The following is an 18,265-nucleotide window of genomic DNA, read 5'->3' as shown; positions in this document are numbered from 1 at the left end:
GTCTAGAATCGGCCACTATGACGGATCTCCTTCGCGTGAAGCGCCTCACCGCACAACTCCTGGCCGCCCCTGCCGATTCGGTACTGACGGTTGCTGCTCATTTCGGGGCAATGCAGGGGCAGGATCTTGGTGCCGTCTTGTGGGCCCTTGGCCAACGTGCGCGGTCCTCAGGCAAACCGGCAACCGTCACGACCGTCCGTGACTCCTTTAACCGTGGCGAAGTAGTGCGCGGATGGCCAATGCGAGGCACGCTCCATGCCGTGCCCGCCGCCGACCTCGGTTGGATGCTGAGCCTCACAACAGAGCGACTTATGAGGGGTGCAGCGAGCAGACGAGCCGGTCTTGGACTCGACGAGCAAACACTCGATCGGGCCAGGTCGCTTGCTATCGATCTGCTCGGAGGCGGCCACGGGGCAACGCGCGCCGAGTTCCTTGAGCATCTTGAGCGAAACGGGATCTCCACCGAAAGCTCACGCGGTTACCACATCATCTGGAGCCTCTCCCAAACCGGCGTATTGTGTTGGGGTCCATTTCGAGCTGCTGAACAGGAACTCAGGCTCATGGATGAATGGATCACCAACCCAACGGTGCTCGACCGTGACGACGCCCTGTGTGAATTCTTTAGTCGCTACATTAACGGACACGGCCCGGCAACACTTTCCGATTTTGCTGCTTGGACGGGCCTCACCATGGGCGACTGCCGCACGGCGGTCAGACTTGCCACCGAGCGGGGTCGAGTGCATCCGTTTTTACACAACAACGAGTCATACTTTGTCGCAGAGCTCACGGAGCCCGGTATTGAAACCACCGGTCCGCGGCTCATTCCCCTTGCCGGATTTGACGAGTACTACCTTGGCTACCGTGCGCGTGATGCGGTCATCCACCCTGACCATGCGCAACGCGTTGTTCCTGGCAATAACGGAATGTTCAAACCGGTGCTGCTCCAGGATGGAGTCGCGATAGGTACGTGGAAGCGCAAGGCAACCTCGCGGGGTCTTCTCATCGAGGTAAGCCCATTCGAACCGATGCCGAAGCGACAACTCCAGCATGACTTAGAGCTCGTTTTCCAGCCGTTTGCTGACTTCTGGGAAACGCCGCTTCGTTCGGTCACAACCGAGTAGCTTCTGTCGGCTTCAACCGCGAGAGGCTGGAGGGCTGGTGCGGATTATTCGCCAGAGTCGAAGGCCTGCGTCGCGCCGACCCACTCGGCAAGTTTTGCCTGTGCCGCACCGCTGTCGATCGTTTCGGCGGCAACGGCCATTTGCGTGCGCAATCGGTCGAGCAGCGGAATTTCTGCGCTCGCAGGCTTGTCATGCAGATCAAAGGCGACAAGGCCGGCTGCGGCATTCAGCAGCACGATGTCTCGGACGGGCCCATCATGGCCTGCGAGGACGTCGCGGGCCACCTTGGCGTTGTAGGCAGCATCCTGTCCGATGAGGTCATCGATGCTGGCCTTGGAGATGTTGAGGTCACGCGGATCAAGATCGTGTTCGGTCACGCCGCCTCGCGTTACTTCCCAGATATGGGAGTGTCCAGCGGTTGAGAGTTCGTCGAGCCCCTCGTCCCCTCGAAAGACAAGCGCGTTGGCTCCACGGGTCTGGAATACGCCAACGATCAGCGGAACACGGTCGAGCTGGGCGACACCGACCGCGGATGCTTCCGGCCGCACTGGGTTACACAGGGGTCCAAGAAAGTTGAACACCGTTGGAACGCCAATCTGTTGGCGAACGGCACCAGCGTGAGCGAACCCAGGATGGAAACGACCGGCAAATACAAAGGCAATATTTGTCGCGTCGAACACGGTAGCGAGTTGATCCGGTTCAAGATTGAGATTGATGCCGAGCTCACGAAGTACGTCGGAGGCTCCAGACTGCGAACTCGCTGCCTTATTACCGTGCTTCACAACGGGCGTGCCAGCTGCGGCCGCGACGATGGATGACATTGTGGAGACGTTTACGGTGCCAAACCGGTCACCACCTGTTCCAACAATGTCGAGGGAGTTGGGCGAAATGCTCACGGAATGCGCGTGATCGAGGATTGCATCGCGGAACCCAACCACCTCGTCGACGGTCTCCCCCTTGATACGCAGTGCAATAAGGAACGATGCAATCTGCGCCTCGGTTGCGGCACCCGTCATGATTTGGGTCATGCACCAATCGGCTTCGCTCACACTCAAATCGTTAGATTCAATAAGAGAAGTGATGATTTTTGGCCAGGTTGGTGAGAAACTCATAACTTCAATCGTATAACCTCATGTCCGTTGCCTGAGAATTTGCCCCGAGAAACCGCGGAAACTCACAGACAAATCGAGATAGGTTATCCTTACCTAACATAGACACGCCCTCGCACACTAGTCGCGGTGGCAAAAAACTTGCTGGGAATCAGCCATAATGGACTGTGTGACAGCGACTTCTATCATTCCCAAGGCTTCTACGCCCGCACTCAACCGACCCAACACTGTTGCGGTCGGCACCATTGTGTGGCTCGGTAGTGAAGTTATGTTCTTCGCGGGACTCTTCGCGATCTACTTCACGCTTCGTTCCATGGCTCCTGAGCTATGGCAGTTCGAGACCGACAAGCACAACCTCACGTTCGCCGCAATCAACACGGCGATCCTGGTGTCCTCCTCCTTTAGCTGCCAGTTTGGGGTGTTCGCAGCAGAGCGTCTCCAGCCACGCGCTACCGGTTGGAAGCCCAGCCAGTGGGGCATGATCGAGTGGTTCTTCCTTACCTATGCTCTCGGCGCGATCTTCGTCTCCGGCCAGGTCTGGGAGTACGCAACGCTCGTCTCTGAGGGCGTCACGCTGTCATCTAACGCCTACGGTTCTGCGTTCTACATGACCACTGGATTCCACGGAATCCACGTTGCAGCCGGCCTCGTTGCCTTCCTGCTGGTCATCGGCCGTGGATTCGCCGTCAAGAACTTCGGTCACAAAGAGGCCACAAGCGCCATCGTTGTGTCGTACTACTGGCACTTCGTCGACGTTGTCTGGCTTGGCCTGTTCTTCGTCATCTACATCATCAAATAGCAGGAGCGTCGTTACAGCATGATTCGTAGCAGCAAACACAAGGCGAAGAAGACCGGCCGCCGCCACCCGTTGGCGACGGTAGCTCTCGTAGCCATTGGGCTCGTCTTCACCGGCGCAGCATACGCAGGCTTCAGCGGCAGCGCCGCAGTTGCTGAAGTAGACCTGCAGTCACAGAGCACGATCGACGAGGGCGAAAAGCTCTTTGCGGCAAACTGCGCAACCTGTCACGGACTGTCGGCTGAAGGGTCAGACGATGGCCCAACGCTGATCGGAGCCGGCGCAGCATCCGTACACTTCCAGGTAGGAACCGGACGCATGCCACTGGCATTCCAGGGTCCACAGGGAATGGTCAAGCCTAAGCAGTTCACCGATGAGCAGACCCTGCAGCTCGCTGCATACGTCGCCTCGCTCGCACCAGGGCCATCAATCCCAGAGTCGCAGTACCTCGACGGCGAAGGCGACATCGCCAACGGTGGAGAACTGTTCCGCATCAACTGCGCAATGTGCCACAACGTGGCGGGTGCCGGTGGAGCACTCACCGAGGGCAAGTGGGCACCGTCGCTCGAAGGCGTCGACGCCGTTCACATCTACGAGGCCATGGTCACAGGCCCGCAGAACATGCCAGTCTTCAACGACGCAAACATCACTTCAGAAGAGAAGCGCGACGTTATCAGCTACCTCAAGTACATGGAGAACACGGTTTCGGTTGGAGGCTTCAAGCTTGGCTCGATTGGTCCCGTTGCTGAAGGTCTCTTCATCTGGATCTTCGGACTCGGTTCGATCATCGCGCTGACCGTCTGGGTCACCGCAAAATCTAACTAGGCAGCAATAATTTTTGCCGCGGGAACATCAACGCAGCGGCTCTACTCGATTACACATTAGGTTCAAGGAGAAACATGGCACAGGACGCGAAGAACGGCAGCACTGACGCCGTTGTCGCCGCCAGCGGTGCTGGGCACGCAGACGATGGTTTGTCTGCTGGCACAGCGGTGATCCCGGCCGACGCGATTCCCAACCCGGGTCACCCCCCGCACAGGAAGCGTGTCACCGACACCAACCCAAAGAAAGAAAAGCGCGCCGAACGAACGGTCTTCACGCTCTTCTTCCTCTCAATCATCGGAAGCATTGGTGCCATCGCGGCATATATTGCCTTCCCGATTGAAAACGGCAACCACGAAATGGTGCGAATGAGCACCCTCTTTGTCGGACTGGGAATGGCGCTGGCTCTCTTTGGAATTGGTGTTGCAGCCATCCACTGGGGCAAGGCCCTCATGAACGACAAGGAAGGCATCGACGAGCGTCACCCGGTTCGTGGAGACGACGCGACTCGCGAAGAGGCCGCAGAGATCTTCCACCTCGCAAACGAGGAGTCCGGCTTCGGACGTCGCACGCTGATCCGCAACAGCCTCATCGGCGCCCTTGTAGCTTTCCCGCTCCCTGGCGTTGTCCTCCTGCGCAGCCTCGCGCCGCACGACCAGGACCCAGTTGCCCTGCTCAAGGAGACCATGTGGGACAAGGGCGTTCGCCTCACCCGTGATCCCTCCGGGACACCAATCAAGGCTTCAGATGTCACCATCGGCTCGGTCTTCCACGTCATCCCTGAGGGACTCAACGAGCTCGAGCACGACAAGCTCAATGCCAAGGCAAAAGCCATCGTGCTGCTCATGCGCCTCAAGCCTGAAGACCTCATCGAAGATGAGAACCGCAAGGGCTGGTCATACGACGGAATTGTCGCTTACTCAAAGGTATGCACGCACGTTGGATGCCCTGTAGCGCTCTACGAGCAGCAGACGCACCACCTGCTCTGCCCATGCCACCAGTCGCAGTTCGACGTGACCCGTCACTGCGAGGTTATCTTTGGGCCGGCAAAGCGTCCGCTCCCCCAACTTCCAATCACCGTGAACGATGAAGGCTACTTGGTCGCTCAGAGTGACTTCACTGAGCCTGTCGGCCCGAGCTTCTGGGAGCGTCTGTCTTGAGTACCGCTAACGCAACTGCCACTACCGAATCAACGGCGCCCCAGCAGGGTGGAGTTCGCTTCACCAGCGCGGCGGCCAACTACATTGACGACCGCACCAAGGTGTCGGCCGCGGTCAAGGAATTCGGTCGCAAGATCTTTCCAGACCACTGGTCATTCCTGCTCGGTGAAGTAGCACTCTACAGCTTCGTTGTAATTCTGCTCTCGGGCACGTTCCTCACGCTGTTCTTTCAGGCCTCTATGGCTGAGGTCCACTACAACGGCTCCTACGTTCCCCTCAAGGGAATGGAGATGTCGGTAGCCATGGCGTCGACCCTCGATATCTCCTTTGATATCCGCGGCGGTCTCCTCATGCGTCAGGTGCACCACTGGGCAGCGCTGCTCTTCGTAGCTTCCATTGGTCTCCACATGCTCCGCATCTTCTTCACGGGTGCGTTCCGCAAACCTCGTGAGCTCAACTGGGTGATTGGTTTTGTCCTCTTCATCCTCGCGATGGCAGAAGGATTCACCGGATACTCGCTCCCCGACGACCTGCTCTCAGGTAACGGTCTGCGAATCATTGACGGAATCGTCAAGGGCATCCCGCTTGTAGGTACCTGGCTCTCGTTCCTCGTCTTTGGCGGAGAGTTCCCCGGAACCGACATTGTTGGTCGACTCTACGCAATGCACATTATGTTGCTGCCCGCGTTGGTCCTTGTCTTCATCGCGCTGCACCTTGTGTTTGTGGTTGTTCACAAGCACACGCAGTTTCCTGGAGCTGGCCGCACCAACAACAACGTTGTCGGATTCCCTGTCCTTCCCGTCTACGCGGCAAAGGCCGGCGGATTCTTCTTCATCGTGTTCGGTGTGATTGTGACCATCGCGTCACTCTTCACGATCAACCCGGTCTGGAACTACGGCCCGTATGACCCGTCCCCCGTTTCGGCAGGTACCCAGCCCGACTGGTACATCGGTTTTGCCGATGGCGCCCTTCGACTCGTACCTCCCCACTGGGAAACCGAATGGTTTGGCGGAACCTGGTCGTGGAACATCCTTGCCCCACTGATTGTGATCGGTATCTTCATCGTGCTTGTCATGGTGTACCCGTTCATTGAAGCCTGGATCACTGGAGATAAGCGCGAGCACCACCTCCTCGACCGCCCGCGCAACGCCCCGACCCGTACCGCCATTGGTGCAGCCGGAGTTACCTTCTACGCTGCTATGTGGGCCGGTGCTAGCTCCGACCTTGTAGCGACACACTTCCAGATGTCGATGGAAGGCGTTATCCACGCCCTCCAGTTCGCCCTCATCGTCGGACCGTTCATTGCCTACTTCATCACCAAGCGCATTTGCCTTGGTCTGCAGAAGAAGGACCGCTCGATTGCCCTTCACGGCTACGAGTCCGGACGCATCGTTCGCATGCAGGGTGGCGAATACATCGAGGTTCACAAGCCGGTCTCCGACTACGAGCGCTGGGAACTCGTCAGCTTCGAGGAATACAAGCCCCTCGTACTGCGCCCCAACGACGAAGGCAAGATCACGTTTGGCAACCGTCTGCGCACCGTCTTCTCGCGCTGGTTCTTCCAGGACCGCGTTGCCCCTGTCACACAGGGCGAGATCGAGGCAGAAGGCCACAACCACCACTAAGCCGCATCGCCGGCATCGGTAGTTATTCTGTGGGGCTGGTTACGAGCAATCGTAACCAGCCCCACAGCTGCGTTAACCGCAGGGTTCATCCGGCCGAGTTGGGCTCTCGAAAGAAGAGCGGATGAGAAACCTTATCTTGCGGAGACGACGGGTCAGAGTGACGTGAACTCAAACCGCCGCGCCTAATAAACCTCCCCTTGCGCGGGCGACGGGTCCTCTGGCTAACTCTCAAGCCCGACTGTTCAATATGTGCTTCTCCCCGTCGCGGGGAAAGCAGTTCCGCTTGCGTCCGCTCAAGTTCTCAGAGCCACGTCACACGTCAATTGGTTCTGGACACGTCAATTGGTTCTGGACACGTCAATTGGTTCTGGGCATGTCAACCGGGCCCTGCGCGAGTGATCGCGCTTATGCCCTTGGAGACGTGGACAAGTGATCGAGGTCTCAAAAAATGCTCACTTCCAAGCTATTGAGAGCATCTTTTACAAACTCGATCGCCTTTCGCGCAGGACACCTTGGGGACGCGCCAGAACTCCCCCAAAGCCGTCGTGGCCTATCCCACCCATGGTTCGTTCATGGCGCCGGGCAGCACAAACTTCTCGTTGCTTCGCAACATACCGATGTCGGCTGCGTATCAGAACGTGTTTCGTTCGCGCGAGGGCAACCATCATTGAATCCGTCGTTAGAGACCGTCATCGTTTGTTGAGCACCCACCCGCGTTCAAAACGCACAAGCGTCTGCGGAGACGTCGTGCGTCGTGTGAGTCACGGATGCGTCGTACAAAGCATTCGTTGACGCGTGATCTCGTGTCTCATCGCAGATGTCGCCGCGGCCGGTTGCGTCTTGATGGTCACGACACCAACCACAGACCGATTGAGTTGGACCCCAACACCGGGTGTGTCACTACTCCCCCACGTGAGCAACTGAAGCAGGACCAACTGATGAAGGAAGCACCTGAGGTGGAAGGCGTGTCTTGAATCTATGGATAACGCGCCATCCGGACGTTTTGGACGCTCAACCTGCAGGCTGTTCGGACTCAACACAGAATCCGAGGCTCGCACGGTTACGATTGTCCCGGTAACAGCGAGTCAGACGCTGCACCGCTCGTGCCACCGCTCGTGCCACCGCTCGTGCCACCGCTCGTGCCACCGCTCGTGCCACCGCTCGTGCCACCGCTCGTGCCACAGGTCGCGCCACAGGTCGGTGCTAGAGTTCAAAAGAGCCCGAGTATGGCGGCATGGCAAGCCTGCACATCGCCAACGGGCCAACGAGCCAACGGGCCAACGGGCCAACGGGCCAACGGGCCAACGGGCCAACGAGCCAACGAGCCAACGAGCCAACGAGCCAACGAGCCAACGAGCCAACGAGCCAACGAGCCAACAAGCCAACAAGCCAACAAGCCAACAAGCCAACAAGCCAACAAGCCAACAAGCCAACAAGCCAACAAGCCAACAAGCCAACAAGCCAACGACAAGATTGTACGACGAGCTGCGCCAGGCCGCACGGGACAACGAGCGCCGCTCAGAGAATCGTTTTAACAACAAATGCCGGCTAGATCCGAAGATCTAGCCGGCATTTGTGGACTCAGGTGTTATCCCATGTCAAGAACTTTACGGAAGTACTCTCCCACAACCTCATAGCCAAGGCGATGGTAGAACTCACCCGATCGAGCCGTAGCCATGCTGAGCTGGCGCACACCGCGGGTTGCGCAGTACTGCTCATTCGCGTCGACCAAAGCAGACCCGAGGCCTTCGCCACGTGCGTGCTCGTCCACTACGATCTCTTGCAGGAACGCCGTGAGGCCGGATGCGTGGAGCAAACGAGAAACTGACATGAGCGAGTAGCCCACAACCTTCTTCTCGTCATTCTCAACCACATAGAGCACGTTGGTCTCTTGGTCACGGTGACGCAACACATTTTCAAACGCGATCTGAAACTCATCTACGTTGATTGCCACTCGGCCAGTTTGGAACTGTCGAGCGAGTGCAAATACTGCAGAGGAGTCCTCGGCTACACCACGACGAATGACTGCCATGATCTAGCGGGCGAAGTGTCCGCGGTAGTACTCGTAGACCCAGCCTACGAGCGCCACCAGCAACAGCGGGAACGCGAAGAACGAGATCCAGAAGCCAACCGAAAGGCCAACCAGAAGAAGACCAGCTGCACCCGCGAGGACCATCGGCCACCAGCTCCACGGGCTGAACTCGCCAATCTCGGGATCTCCATCATCGATGTCGGCGTCGAGGCGGTCTTCGGGAAGTACGCCACCTGCTGACTTCTCAACGCGGCTGATGTAGAAGCCTACAAAAGCGGTCAGCGCAGCCGAGAGGATGATGGCCGTCGAGCCAGCCCACTCTGGGTGGCCGTATGCCTGGATCGTCCAGAACGCATACACGCCACCAACGATCAGGAAGAAGACCGTGAGCAAGTAGAGAATAACAACGTTAGATTTCATCTGACTTAGTTTCCTTTTCCTACCAGCTCGGCATTCGGCGAAACGGCTGGCTCAACCTGACGCACTCCACTGATCTCTGGGTGGTTGAGATCAAACGCAGGCGATTCGCTGCGAATACGTGGGATGGAGGTGAAGTTGTGACGAGGAGGCGGGCAAGAGGTTGCCCACTCGAGCGAACGCGAGTAGCCCCACGGGTCGTTGACCGTGACCTTCGGTGCACGACGGTGCGTGATGTACACGTTGAGCAGGAAGGGGATGATCGAGATGCCGAGCAGCACCGAACCAACGGTTGAGAGCTGGTTCATCCAGTCGAAGCCGTCTTCTGGGAGGTACGTCGCGTAACGACGTGGCATACCCATAACACCAAGCCAGTGCTGGATGAGGAAGGTCATGTGGAAGCCAACAAAGAGGATCCAGAACTGGATCTTTCCGAGACGCTCGTTGAGCATCTTTCCGGTCCACTTTGGCCACCAGAAGAAGAATCCGGCAAACATGGCGAACACAACGGTTCCGAAGATGACGTAGTGGAAGTGGGCAACCACGAAGTACGTGTCGGAGATGTGGAAGTCAAGCGGCGGCGAAGCCAGGATGACTCCGGTGAGGCCACCGAACACAAACGAGATGAGGAAGCCGAGCGACCACAGCATTGGCGTCTGGAACGTGATCGAACCTCGCCACATCGTTCCAATCCAGTTGAAGATCTTCACACCTGTTGGCACCGCGATAAGCATCGTCATGAGCGAGAAGAACGGCAGCAGAACCGAGCCGGTCACGTACATGTGGTGAGCCCAAACGGTAATCGACAGCGCCGCAATGGCAATCGTTGCGTAGATGAGCGTCTTGTAACCGAAGATTGGCTTGCGGCTGAACACGGGGAAAATCTCAGAGACGATACCGAAGAACGGCAGCGCAATGATGTAGACCTCTGGGTGACCGAAGAACCAGAACAGGTGTTGCCAAAGTATGGCACCGCCCGCTTCGGGGTTATAGATTTGCGCATCGAAGATACGGTCGGCTGCGAGGCCGAACATTGCCGCAGCGAGCACGGGGAAGGCCATGAGCACGAGGAGCGACGTGACAAGCACGTTCCAGGTGAAGATGGACATACGCCACATGGTCATACCTGGGGCACGCATCGTGATGATGGTCGTGATGAAGTTCACACCACCGAGGATGGTTCCGAATCCGGAAAGTCCGAGGCCAAGTACCCAAAGGTTTCCGCCGACGCCAGGCGAGAACGTCGTGTTTGACAGCGGCGCGTACGCAAACCAACCGAAGGATGCTGCACCCTGAGGAGTGAAGAATCCGGCTACAGCGATGAGCGAACCGAAGTTGAACAGCCAGAATGCAAACGCATTCAGACGAGGGAACGCAACGTCGGGAGCACCGATCTGCAAGGGCATGATGACGTTTGCGAAACCAGCAAAGAGCGGGGTCGCAAACATGAGGAGCATGATGGTGCCGTGCATCGTAAAGAGCTGGTTGTACTGCTCTTTTGTTGCGACGATCTCAAGTCCTGGGGCAAACAGCTGTGCACGGATCACAAGCGCCATCAGACCACCAATAAGGAAGTAGATGAACGACGTGATGAGGTACATGTACCCGATGACCTTGTGGTCAGTCGAGGTTATCCACGATACGAGGATGTTACCTTTTTTCATTGCTTAGTCCTCGTGGCTTTCATTCGTGGGAACTCCAACGCCAGGCTGGTTGGAGTTGGCGTCGTATTCGCCGCCAACGCGTCCGGTCTTACCCTCTTCGCGAAGGCTTTCGATGTAGGCGTCGTAGTCTTCCTGAGACTCAACCTTCACCTTGAAGAGCATCATGGAGTGGTACTCACCACAGAGCTCGGCACACTTGCCTTCAAACTCACCAATGCGCTCAGGAACAAACGTCATGTAGTTGGTCTTACCCGGGATCATGTCCTTCTTGTAGAGGAACTCGATAACCCAGAACGAGTGGATGACGTCGCGGGATTCCAACGCAATTTCTACCTCTTTGCCAACGGGCAAGTGGAGAACGGGGAAGGTCGACTGATCGACAGCGCCGCGAACGTCTGAGTTTTCGTCGGGCTGAATCTGAATGCCCTGGTAGTACACGTCTTCGTCGAGGTAGTTGAAGTCCCAGGCCCAACGCTTTCCGAAAACCTCGACCTTAACATCGGGGTTATCGGCGCGAGCCTCGATCTTCTGCTGCTCCTGAGCGGTGAAGGCGAAGAAGCCAAGCACCAGGATCAGGGGAACCGCCGTGAAGAAGGTCTCAATAGGCATGTTGTAACGCAGCTGCGCAGGAAGGCCAGTCTGGCCCTTGCGACGGCGATACACGATAACTGCCCAGATAATGAGGCCCCAGGTGATTGCGCCAACACCAAGCAGCACAATCCAGGAGGTTACCCACAGGCCCATGATGCCGCTGGTGTGGTTCGTAGTATCAGGACCATCACCGGGCATCCAGCCCTGAAGTTGTTGTTGGGTACAACCGGCAAGCACCACCGTTAGCATCACTGCTAAGGGGGCTGCCACCCATTTCAGACGACGATTGGATCGCACCGCAGGCCTTTCAGACGTGAGACAAACTAAGTTTGGTCAGTCTATGACTAACCGCCTACTAGCCTACCCTGTGACACGGCTGAGTGTTGACACGTGCGGTGCGAAACGCCGAATTCTTAGCTAAATGAGTCTCCACAAGCGCAGCTTCCTGCGGCATTCGGGTTATCAATCGTAAATCCTTGCTTTTCGATCGTGTCTTCAAAATCGATCGTTGCGCCCGCAAGGTAGGGAACACTCATCTTGTCGACGATGACTTCGACTCCCCCGAAGTCGACAACGGCATCGTTGTCAAGGTAGCGCTCATCAAAGTAGAGCTGATAAATCAGGCCAGAGCATCCACCAGGCTGCACTGCTACGCGGAGACGGAGATCGTCGCGGCCTTCCTGCTCAAGCAGGCTGCGTACTTTTGCAGCCGCGGCATCGCTGAGTCCAACACCGTGTTCTGCTGTGTCGATTGTGTTGGTTTCAGTCATGGCGACTCCTTAGGCTGTTGCGTGAAATTCGCGCTCGAAACCACGCGTGGTGGTCGCGGTAGTGCGCGTATAGAGATTGTAACTGCTTCAACACAAGAAATCGTGAGAATGTTCCCGGACAAGAGCGGGTACTCTTGAAGGACACAGGAACAATGTTCAAGACTTGAGGATTAAAACAGTGGCACGAAACAAAACGACTCCCGACGCTGCGGCGACCGAACCAGAAGAGACGGAGTCCGGCCAGCCAGCTAAAAAGGGGCATGCCACTCCGAGCCGTTTGGAGCAACAGGCTGCCCGCGCCCGTCCGCTCGTTGTGAGCGACCGCAAAGAAGCGACCCGCGTCAACAAAACCAAAATGGCTGAACAGCGCGAACGCGCACGTATCGGAATGGCATCTGGCGACGAGCGGTACCTGCCGCCTCGCGATAAGGGGCCTCAGCGCCGCTGGGTACGCGACTTCGTTGATGCACGTACGAGCCTTGGTGAGTTCATGATCCCGATGATGGGTGTTGTACTCCTCATGACCTTCGTGCCGATCCCGCAGGTGCAGCTGTATAGCGTGCTGGTAATTTGGGGATTCCTGCTCCTTGCGGTGCTTGACGTCATCATCGTTGGATTCCGCCTGAAAAAGAAGCTCGAAGACAAATTTGGTGCTGACAAAGTACAGCCCGGATACCGCTGGTACGCTGCCATGCGCATCCTGCAGCTTCGCGTACTTCGACTGCCCAAGCCTCAGGTCAAGCGCGGACAGCGCCCAAGCTAGGCAATCACGACACACAACGAAGGCCCCGCAACATCTTGAATTCAAACATCCGTTGCGGGGCCTTTGTTGTGTCAGCGGCTAATTCAGCAAACGGTCAAGGCCGCGGTTGATGCTCCGCGCCCAGAACGGCCCCCGATACAGAAAAGCTGTGTAGCCCTGAACGAGGGTCGCGCCAGCGGCAAGCCGCTCGGCAACATCATCAGCGGTGCTGACACCACCAACAGAAATGACGCAGAGCTCAGCGGGAACGATAGAGCGAATCAGCTTGAGTACGTCAAGCGAACGCTGCTTCAGCGGGGCGCCAGAGAGGCCGCCGGCGCCAGCCGCCTCGACCACTGACGCGGCAGTGCGAAGCCCCTCGCGAGAAATGGTTGTGTTCGTCGCAATAATGCCGTCGAGACCAACCTCGCTCACAAGCTTGGCGATCTCCTCAATCTCGGCGTCAACCAGATCGGGGGCAATCTTCACGAGTAGTGGGGTGGAACCCGATGTTGCCTTGACCGCCTCAAGCAGCGGTTTTAATTGAGCAAGCTCCTGAAGGCCGCGGAGACCTGGCGTATTTGGCGAGCTCACGTTGACAACAAGATAGTCGGATACTGGGGCAAGCAGACCCGCGCTCGTGACGTAGTCGGCCGTGGCAGCATCCACATCAACGACTCGGCTCTTACCGATGTTTGCCCCAACGATTGGGCGGCTCGCGTATTCACGAGCTTTCACAAAACGCGGCCGAGCCGCTGCAGCTCCACCGTTGTTAAAGCCCATCCGGTTGATAACAGCCTCATCTGGAATAAGACGAAAGAGGCGTGGCTTCTCGTTGCCAGGCTGCGCATGTGCGGTTAGGGTACCTACCTCGATATGACCAAAGCCAAGCTGTCCAAGTCCTCGAATAGCAGTGCCCTCCTTATCAAACCCAGCGGCGACACCAAAGGGCGTCTCAAAGCGGAGCCCAAGGGTCTGTACCGACAGGTCGGTGCGAGGCCGGGTAAACCGGTGCACAATCGATCCGATACCTAGCGTCGGAAGGCCCTTAATGACTACGTGGGCAAGATGATGCGCCTTTTCTGGGTCCATTTTGGACAGCACGGTGCGAAAGATAAAACCATACACGTTTGGAGATTCCTCGTCTGTTGGGTCTGGAGATGAGATTATTCGGCTGCAGGTGCACTCAGGGCGACATCGTTTGCTTCATCGGCCCGTACACGTTCGGCGCGGGCCGCACGAAGGGAATCGATGGCATCCTCGAAGTCGCTGAGCGATTCAAACGCCTGATAGACGCTAGCAAATCGGAGGTACGCGACCTCGTCAAGGTCACGCAGTGGTTGCAGGATCGAAAGCCCAATGTCATTGGCTTCGATCTGCGAGGCACCCGTTGACCGGATATTCTCTTCGACCTTTTGAGCAAGCAGCGCAAGATCGGGGTCGGTGACCGGGCGCCCCTGGCAGGCTTTCCGCACACCGGAGACCACTTTTTCACGGCTAAACGGCTCAACAACTCCGCTGCGCTTAATGACCGTCAAACTTGCGGTCTCTGTTGTGCTGAATCGGCGTGTGCATTCCGGGCATTGACGGCGCCTGCGGATCGCGGTGCCGTCATCGCTCGTACGTGAATCAATGACCCTGGAATCCGGGTATCGGCAGAAGGGACAGTGCATGGGGGTCCTTCGCTAGTTATTCATACGGATGGTCGCTGCCGCGCCGTGGGCTGGCAGGTGTTCTGCTTGCGCAAGCGCAACCAGTGGCTCGTGGACCTCGGTGAGCGCCGCGTGACTGTACGTCACAACCTGCTGCGCTCGAAGGAACGCATACGCGCCAAGGCCAGAGCTGTACCGTGCACTGCCGCCGGTCGGCAAGACGTGGTTCGAGCCAGCGATATAGTCGCCAAGGCTTACCGGGGAGAAATCACCCACAAAGATAGCGCCCGCGTTGCGGATCTCCCCAACGAGCCGCTCATTCTCTGACGTGTGAATTTCGAGGTGCTCAGGCCCGTAGGCGTTACTCACCTGCACCGCTGCATCAAGGTCGTCAACAAGAATGACTGCTGATTGCGGTCCACCGAGTGCGGCACGAACACGAGCTTCATTCTCGGCTAGCGGGACAAGGCGCTCAAGCGCGTCAACCACCGTTGTCGCAAGCCGTGCAGAGGACGTGACGAGGACAGCCGCGGCAGCCTCGTCGTGCTCAGCCTGGCTAATGAGATCAGCTGCCACGTAGTCTGGGTTGGCAGAATCATCTGCGATGACCAGGATCTCAGTAGTGCCGGCCTCGGCATCAATTCCTACAACGCCGTTGACCACGCGTTTGGCCGCCGCGACAAAAATGTTTCCTGGACCGGTGACAACGTCAACGGGCTCGAGGTCTAACTCGGGGACGCCGTAGGCAAGGGCGGCGATTGCGCCTGCACCTCCGACGGCATAGACCTCGTCAACGCCAAGCAGCCCGGCCGCGGCAAGGATCGAGGGGTGAACCTCTCCCCCGAATTCGGTCTGCGCCGGAGAAACAAGGGCAATGCTCTCAACGCCGGCAACCTGTGCGGTCACCACGTTCATGACGACGCTTGAGGGGTAGACTGCCTTCCCGCCTGGAACATACAGCCCCACACGAGACACGGGAACCCAGCGCTGAACGATGGTGGCCCCCGGAGCGAGCGTCGTGGTGCGCTCTGGTGGCACCTGCGCCTCTGTGGCGAGACGAACGCGACGGATCGCTTCGATTAGGGCATCGCGAACGGCGGGATCAAGCGCCTCGGTTGCCTCACGGATTCGTTGCACCGGCATCTTCAGCTGGGCGGGACGAACCCCGTCAAACCGCTCTGCCTGCTCACGCAGCGCCTCAACACCGCGGGTGCGAACGTCATCAATCAATGGATGAACCATTGTTACGGCCTCGCCGATGTCAATACTCGCACGGGGTACAGAGGTGAGAAGCTGGGAACGAGAGGGCAGAGCGCCGCGGAAATCTACAGACTGAATCATGACAGGACTAGTCTACTTGGAGTGACTCGGAGTCTGTCGGGAATACCCAGCCCTCAGGTGCCGTTGCACGTTGAAGGACGACGTTCTTGTCTGCGTCGCCCACAGAGCTGGCTTGGTATCAGGCCGTGAAGTGTAGGAGAACAATGACGACGCACGCTGAGATCGACCTTTCAAGCGAACAGGCCCTCAACGCCTTCCGAAATGCGTTTCAACGCCACTCCGCCGGCGTCGCGATCATCACGCTCAACAACGTTGATGGCAGCCCAGTTGGGTTCACCGCAACATCGCTCGCTTCGCTCTCCGCACGACCGCCGATGCTCACCTTCAACACCGCAACTACGGCAAGCTCCTGGCCCGGCCTGCGCGACACCGATCACGTTGCCATTCATATGCTCGGCGTGCGCAACCATAAGCTTGCGACCATTATGGCAGGGCCAGCGCCGCAGCGATTCGTTGGGGACCACTGGCACCGTGGAGAATTCAACCTCCCAGTACTCGACGACGTCACGGCGGTGTTGGTCGCCAAGATCGTAGCTCGCAATGAAATCAATCAGGCAGCGTCAATCGTGGCTGAAGTTATCGATGGGTTCCAGGGCAACGACGACGACGGCCTGCTGTACCGCGAACGTCGCTACTTAGCGCCGCGCCCACTCGACGGACAAGACTAAGCCCCCAGCCTCCCTCACTCCTCGATCTCAGGGAGCCGCAGAAAGCCGGCAAGCAAGAGCTCGCGCATGCGCTCAACCAACACTCTTGTCAGTTCTCGCTCATTCGCGTCAAGCAACGACGACAGCGCGGCACTAATCGCACCGATCGACAGTTCGCCATCACACGCACCCACGCAGGCAGCAAGTGCGGTATCGGCGTTCACCGTTCGGCCGAATCCCCCGCCCTGCACCAGCTGGATGACGGCCGGATTCTCTTCGCCAGGCAAGTAGTGTCGGTGCTCGGTAACATCCGTTGTCACAACCGGCCGCAGCGCAAGGAAAGCTGTTTCGTTCATCGATTGGATATGGGTGGCCATCCGCAGCCTGGCTGCCACAACAGTTCGAAGCCCGAACGGATTATTACCAAGGGTTTCGCCACGGACCTCAAATTCGCGTGGCACTTGGGCGCTGCTCGGGGATGGTGCCCGCAGATTGAGGTATCCGAATCCAACATCCGATACGCCACGCTCAGCAAAGTCGTTCACCCAGGTTGTGTAGAGAGCATCAAACTCTGGTGTGCGAGGAAGTGTCCCACCGTCGCGAATCCAGGTCTCAGCATAGGATGCTGCCGACTGACGTTCGCGCTCAATGCACCAACCGCCAAGCGTCGAGCCCTGCAGCCATTCCCGAACCGGACCGAGCGAGTGCTCATCACGCTCAGATGTGTACTCCCAGTTTCCTAATAGCTGTGCGACTCCCCCAGGCACGAGGTGTGGCTCTATTCCCTGCACCACGGCACGAATGAGCCCGTCACCAACCATTCCGCCGTCGCGGTACTCGTACGCAGGAACAGCCTCACCCCTCGGAGTGATGACAAACGGTGGGTTCGTCAGGATCCGCTCAAACGTCATCCCTACGACAGGCTCGAAGAGGTTACCAAGCCGAAGATTCAGGTCGGGGACCTCATTAAGGATCGCGTTTGCTGCGGTGAAGGAGAGAGCCCGCTCGGAGATATCGCTCGCAACAACGGTTCTTGCATAGCGTGTTGCGAGCAACGCCAGCACTCCTGATCCGGTACCCAACTCAAACAGCGAATCAACCGGCTCGTGGACTGCGAGTTGAGCGAGCGACTTCGTGGCACCGCCAACGCCCAACACGAAGTTCTCTGGAAGCGATTCGCCCCTGCTCAATTCCGCCTGATCAGACACAATCCAGTAATCAGCAACACCAAGGTCATCGATGAATTGGTGAGGCACAATATCAACCGATGGCATGACAACACGATCGCTCTCTCCCGCATCGACGACGTTCACAAAACCAAGCGTGGCGAGGCCGAAAGTAGTCGTTCGTGTGAACACGGCGTCGACTTCGTTTTGGCAACGCGGTAGTCCAGCAACGAACAGAGCGACCGCCGTGTCGGCTGTGGTCGCGTCGTTGCTCTCGGCGCGTTCGCGAAGCCGCCGCTCGATCGGGAGGCGGAACCCCCTCGTCGCTGCGGAGGCCGCCGATCCGAGCACGGTTGCTAACGTTTCCGCGTTGTACCCTGCCGCGCGAAGGTCTTTACGCAAACGCACCAGAAGCGTCTGAACTTCCGGGCTCAGGAGATCGGCGGTTGAGCACCCACCCAAATTTCCTGTATCGCGGAGTCGTTCTGCGGAGCCTTGGGCAAGTGGAAGAAACGGAGCCATCTGTTTATTCTGCCGTACCTAGGTGTCCGTCTGAGCACAAAGCGATTGCCACGGTGGATCGCTAACACTGTTTTCCCAGATTCAGTTG

General features: G+C 57.9%; 17 protein-coding genes. 7 read left to right on the top strand and 10 right to left on the bottom strand.

Translation table 11 applies throughout. The features are described from left to right. The first annotated feature begins 17 nt into the window (after positions 1–17). Entirely contained in the window at positions 18–1,121 is a 1,104-nt protein-coding gene (locus FHX76_RS03165) for a winged helix DNA-binding domain-containing protein (protein ID WP_167147797.1), read from the top strand. Between the two features lie 44 nt (positions 1,122–1,165). Here FHX76_RS03165 and trpD read toward each other — a convergent pair whose 3' ends face one another. Continuing rightward, a complete protein-coding gene (gene trpD, locus FHX76_RS03160) occupies positions 1,166–2,233 on the bottom strand; it encodes an anthranilate phosphoribosyltransferase (RefSeq protein ID WP_167147794.1) in 1,068 nt (355 codons plus the stop codon). Between the two features lie 157 nt (positions 2,234–2,390). Between trpD and ctaE the strand changes: the two genes are divergently transcribed. The 4 genes from ctaE (at position 2,391) to qcrB (ending at position 6,633) form a co-directional block, all read left to right on the top strand. Next, positions 2,391–3,029, top strand: coding sequence for an aa3-type cytochrome oxidase subunit III (gene ctaE / locus FHX76_RS03155; RefSeq protein ID WP_167147791.1), 639 nt, complete (start codon positions 2,391–2,393; stop codon positions 3,027–3,029). An 18-nt stretch (positions 3,030–3,047) separates the two neighbouring features. Next, a complete protein-coding gene (gene qcrC, locus FHX76_RS03150; protein ID WP_167147788.1) occupies positions 3,048–3,851 on the top strand; it encodes a cytochrome bc1 complex diheme cytochrome c subunit in 804 nt (267 codons plus the stop codon). A gap of 74 nt (positions 3,852–3,925) precedes the next feature. Next, positions 3,926–5,008 carry a cytochrome bc1 complex Rieske iron-sulfur subunit gene (qcrA, locus tag FHX76_RS03145; protein ID WP_167147784.1) on the top strand — a complete coding sequence of 361 codons (1,083 nt, stop codon included), beginning with the start codon at positions 3,926–3,928 and terminating at the stop codon, positions 5,006–5,008. After that, complete coding sequence (gene qcrB / locus FHX76_RS03140; protein WP_167147781.1) at positions 5,005–6,633, top strand: cytochrome bc1 complex cytochrome b subunit; 1,629 nt, start codon at positions 5,005–5,007, stop codon at positions 6,631–6,633. Before qcrA ends, qcrB begins: the two co-directional genes overlap by 4 nt. Positions 6,634–8,221: 1,588 nt before the next feature. On the opposite strand, the gene FHX76_RS03135 is transcribed toward qcrB, so the two are convergent. The 5 genes from FHX76_RS03135 to erpA all read right to left on the bottom strand — a co-directional run bounded on the left by FHX76_RS03135 (position 8,222) and on the right by erpA (position 12,107). Then, positions 8,222–8,587, bottom strand: coding sequence for a GNAT family N-acetyltransferase (locus FHX76_RS03135; RefSeq protein ID WP_341777845.1), 366 nt, complete (start codon positions 8,585–8,587; stop codon positions 8,222–8,224). Between the two features lie 81 nt (positions 8,588–8,668). Next, complete coding sequence (locus tag FHX76_RS03130) at positions 8,669–9,085, bottom strand: cytochrome c oxidase subunit 4 (RefSeq protein ID WP_167147778.1); 417 nt, start codon at positions 9,083–9,085, stop codon at positions 8,669–8,671. 5 nt (positions 9,086–9,090) lie between these two features. Next, on the bottom strand, positions 9,091–10,746 hold the full coding sequence (ctaD, locus tag FHX76_RS03125; RefSeq protein ID WP_167147775.1) for an aa3-type cytochrome oxidase subunit I: 1,656 nt from the start codon (positions 10,744–10,746) through the stop codon (positions 9,091–9,093). A gap of 3 nt (positions 10,747–10,749) precedes the next feature. Next, positions 10,750–11,634: an aa3-type cytochrome oxidase subunit II gene (gene ctaC, locus FHX76_RS03120; protein WP_449284316.1), complete on the bottom strand. Its 885-nt coding sequence runs from the start codon at positions 11,632–11,634 to the stop codon at positions 10,750–10,752. Positions 11,635–11,750: 116 nt separating this feature from the next. After that, positions 11,751–12,107, bottom strand: a complete 357-nt coding sequence (gene erpA / locus FHX76_RS03115; RefSeq protein ID WP_167147773.1) for an iron-sulfur cluster insertion protein ErpA — start codon at positions 12,105–12,107, stop codon at positions 11,751–11,753. Positions 12,108–12,285: 178 nt separating this feature from the next. Here erpA and FHX76_RS03110 point away from each other — a divergent pair, with 178 nt between their 5' ends. Beyond that, a complete protein-coding gene (locus tag FHX76_RS03110) occupies positions 12,286–12,870 on the top strand; it encodes a DUF3043 domain-containing protein (protein ID WP_341777844.1) in 585 nt (194 codons plus the stop codon). 78 nt (positions 12,871–12,948) lie between these two features. Here FHX76_RS03110 and FHX76_RS03105 read toward each other — a convergent pair whose 3' ends face one another. From FHX76_RS03105 to hisD, 3 genes are read right to left on the bottom strand one after another with little or no spacing between them, the layout of a single operon-like run. Beyond that, the gene (locus tag FHX76_RS03105; protein WP_167147769.1) at positions 12,949–13,977 is read right to left on the bottom strand and encodes a quinone-dependent dihydroorotate dehydrogenase; all 1,029 of its coding nucleotides are present in this window, start codon (positions 13,975–13,977) and stop codon (positions 12,949–12,951) included. 38 nt (positions 13,978–14,015) lie between these two features. Then, the gene (gene nrdR / locus FHX76_RS03100; protein ID WP_167147766.1) at positions 14,016–14,522 is read right to left on the bottom strand and encodes a transcriptional regulator NrdR; all 507 of its coding nucleotides are present in this window, start codon (positions 14,520–14,522) and stop codon (positions 14,016–14,018) included. 12 nt (positions 14,523–14,534) lie between these two features. Beyond that, positions 14,535–15,842, bottom strand: a complete 1,308-nt coding sequence (hisD, locus tag FHX76_RS03095) for a histidinol dehydrogenase (protein WP_167147763.1) — start codon at positions 15,840–15,842, stop codon at positions 14,535–14,537. 143 nt (positions 15,843–15,985) lie between these two features. Between hisD and FHX76_RS03090 the strand changes: the two genes are divergently transcribed. Next, entirely contained in the window at positions 15,986–16,510 is a 525-nt protein-coding gene (locus FHX76_RS03090; protein ID WP_167147761.1) for a flavin reductase family protein, read from the top strand. Between the two features lie 14 nt (positions 16,511–16,524). Here the strand turns inward: FHX76_RS03090 and FHX76_RS03085 are convergent, their stop codons facing one another. Continuing rightward, on the bottom strand, positions 16,525–18,177 hold the full coding sequence (locus FHX76_RS03085) for a DUF7059 domain-containing protein (RefSeq protein ID WP_167147758.1): 1,653 nt from the start codon (positions 18,175–18,177) through the stop codon (positions 16,525–16,527). Positions 18,178–18,265 lie beyond the last annotated feature (88 nt).

Origin of the sequence: Lysinibacter cavernae (assembly GCF_011758565.1) — a bacterium.
Taxonomy (GTDB): Bacteria; Actinomycetota; Actinomycetes; order Actinomycetales; family Microbacteriaceae; genus Lysinibacter; species Lysinibacter cavernae.
This window is presented reverse-complemented; position numbering and strand designations above follow the sequence as displayed.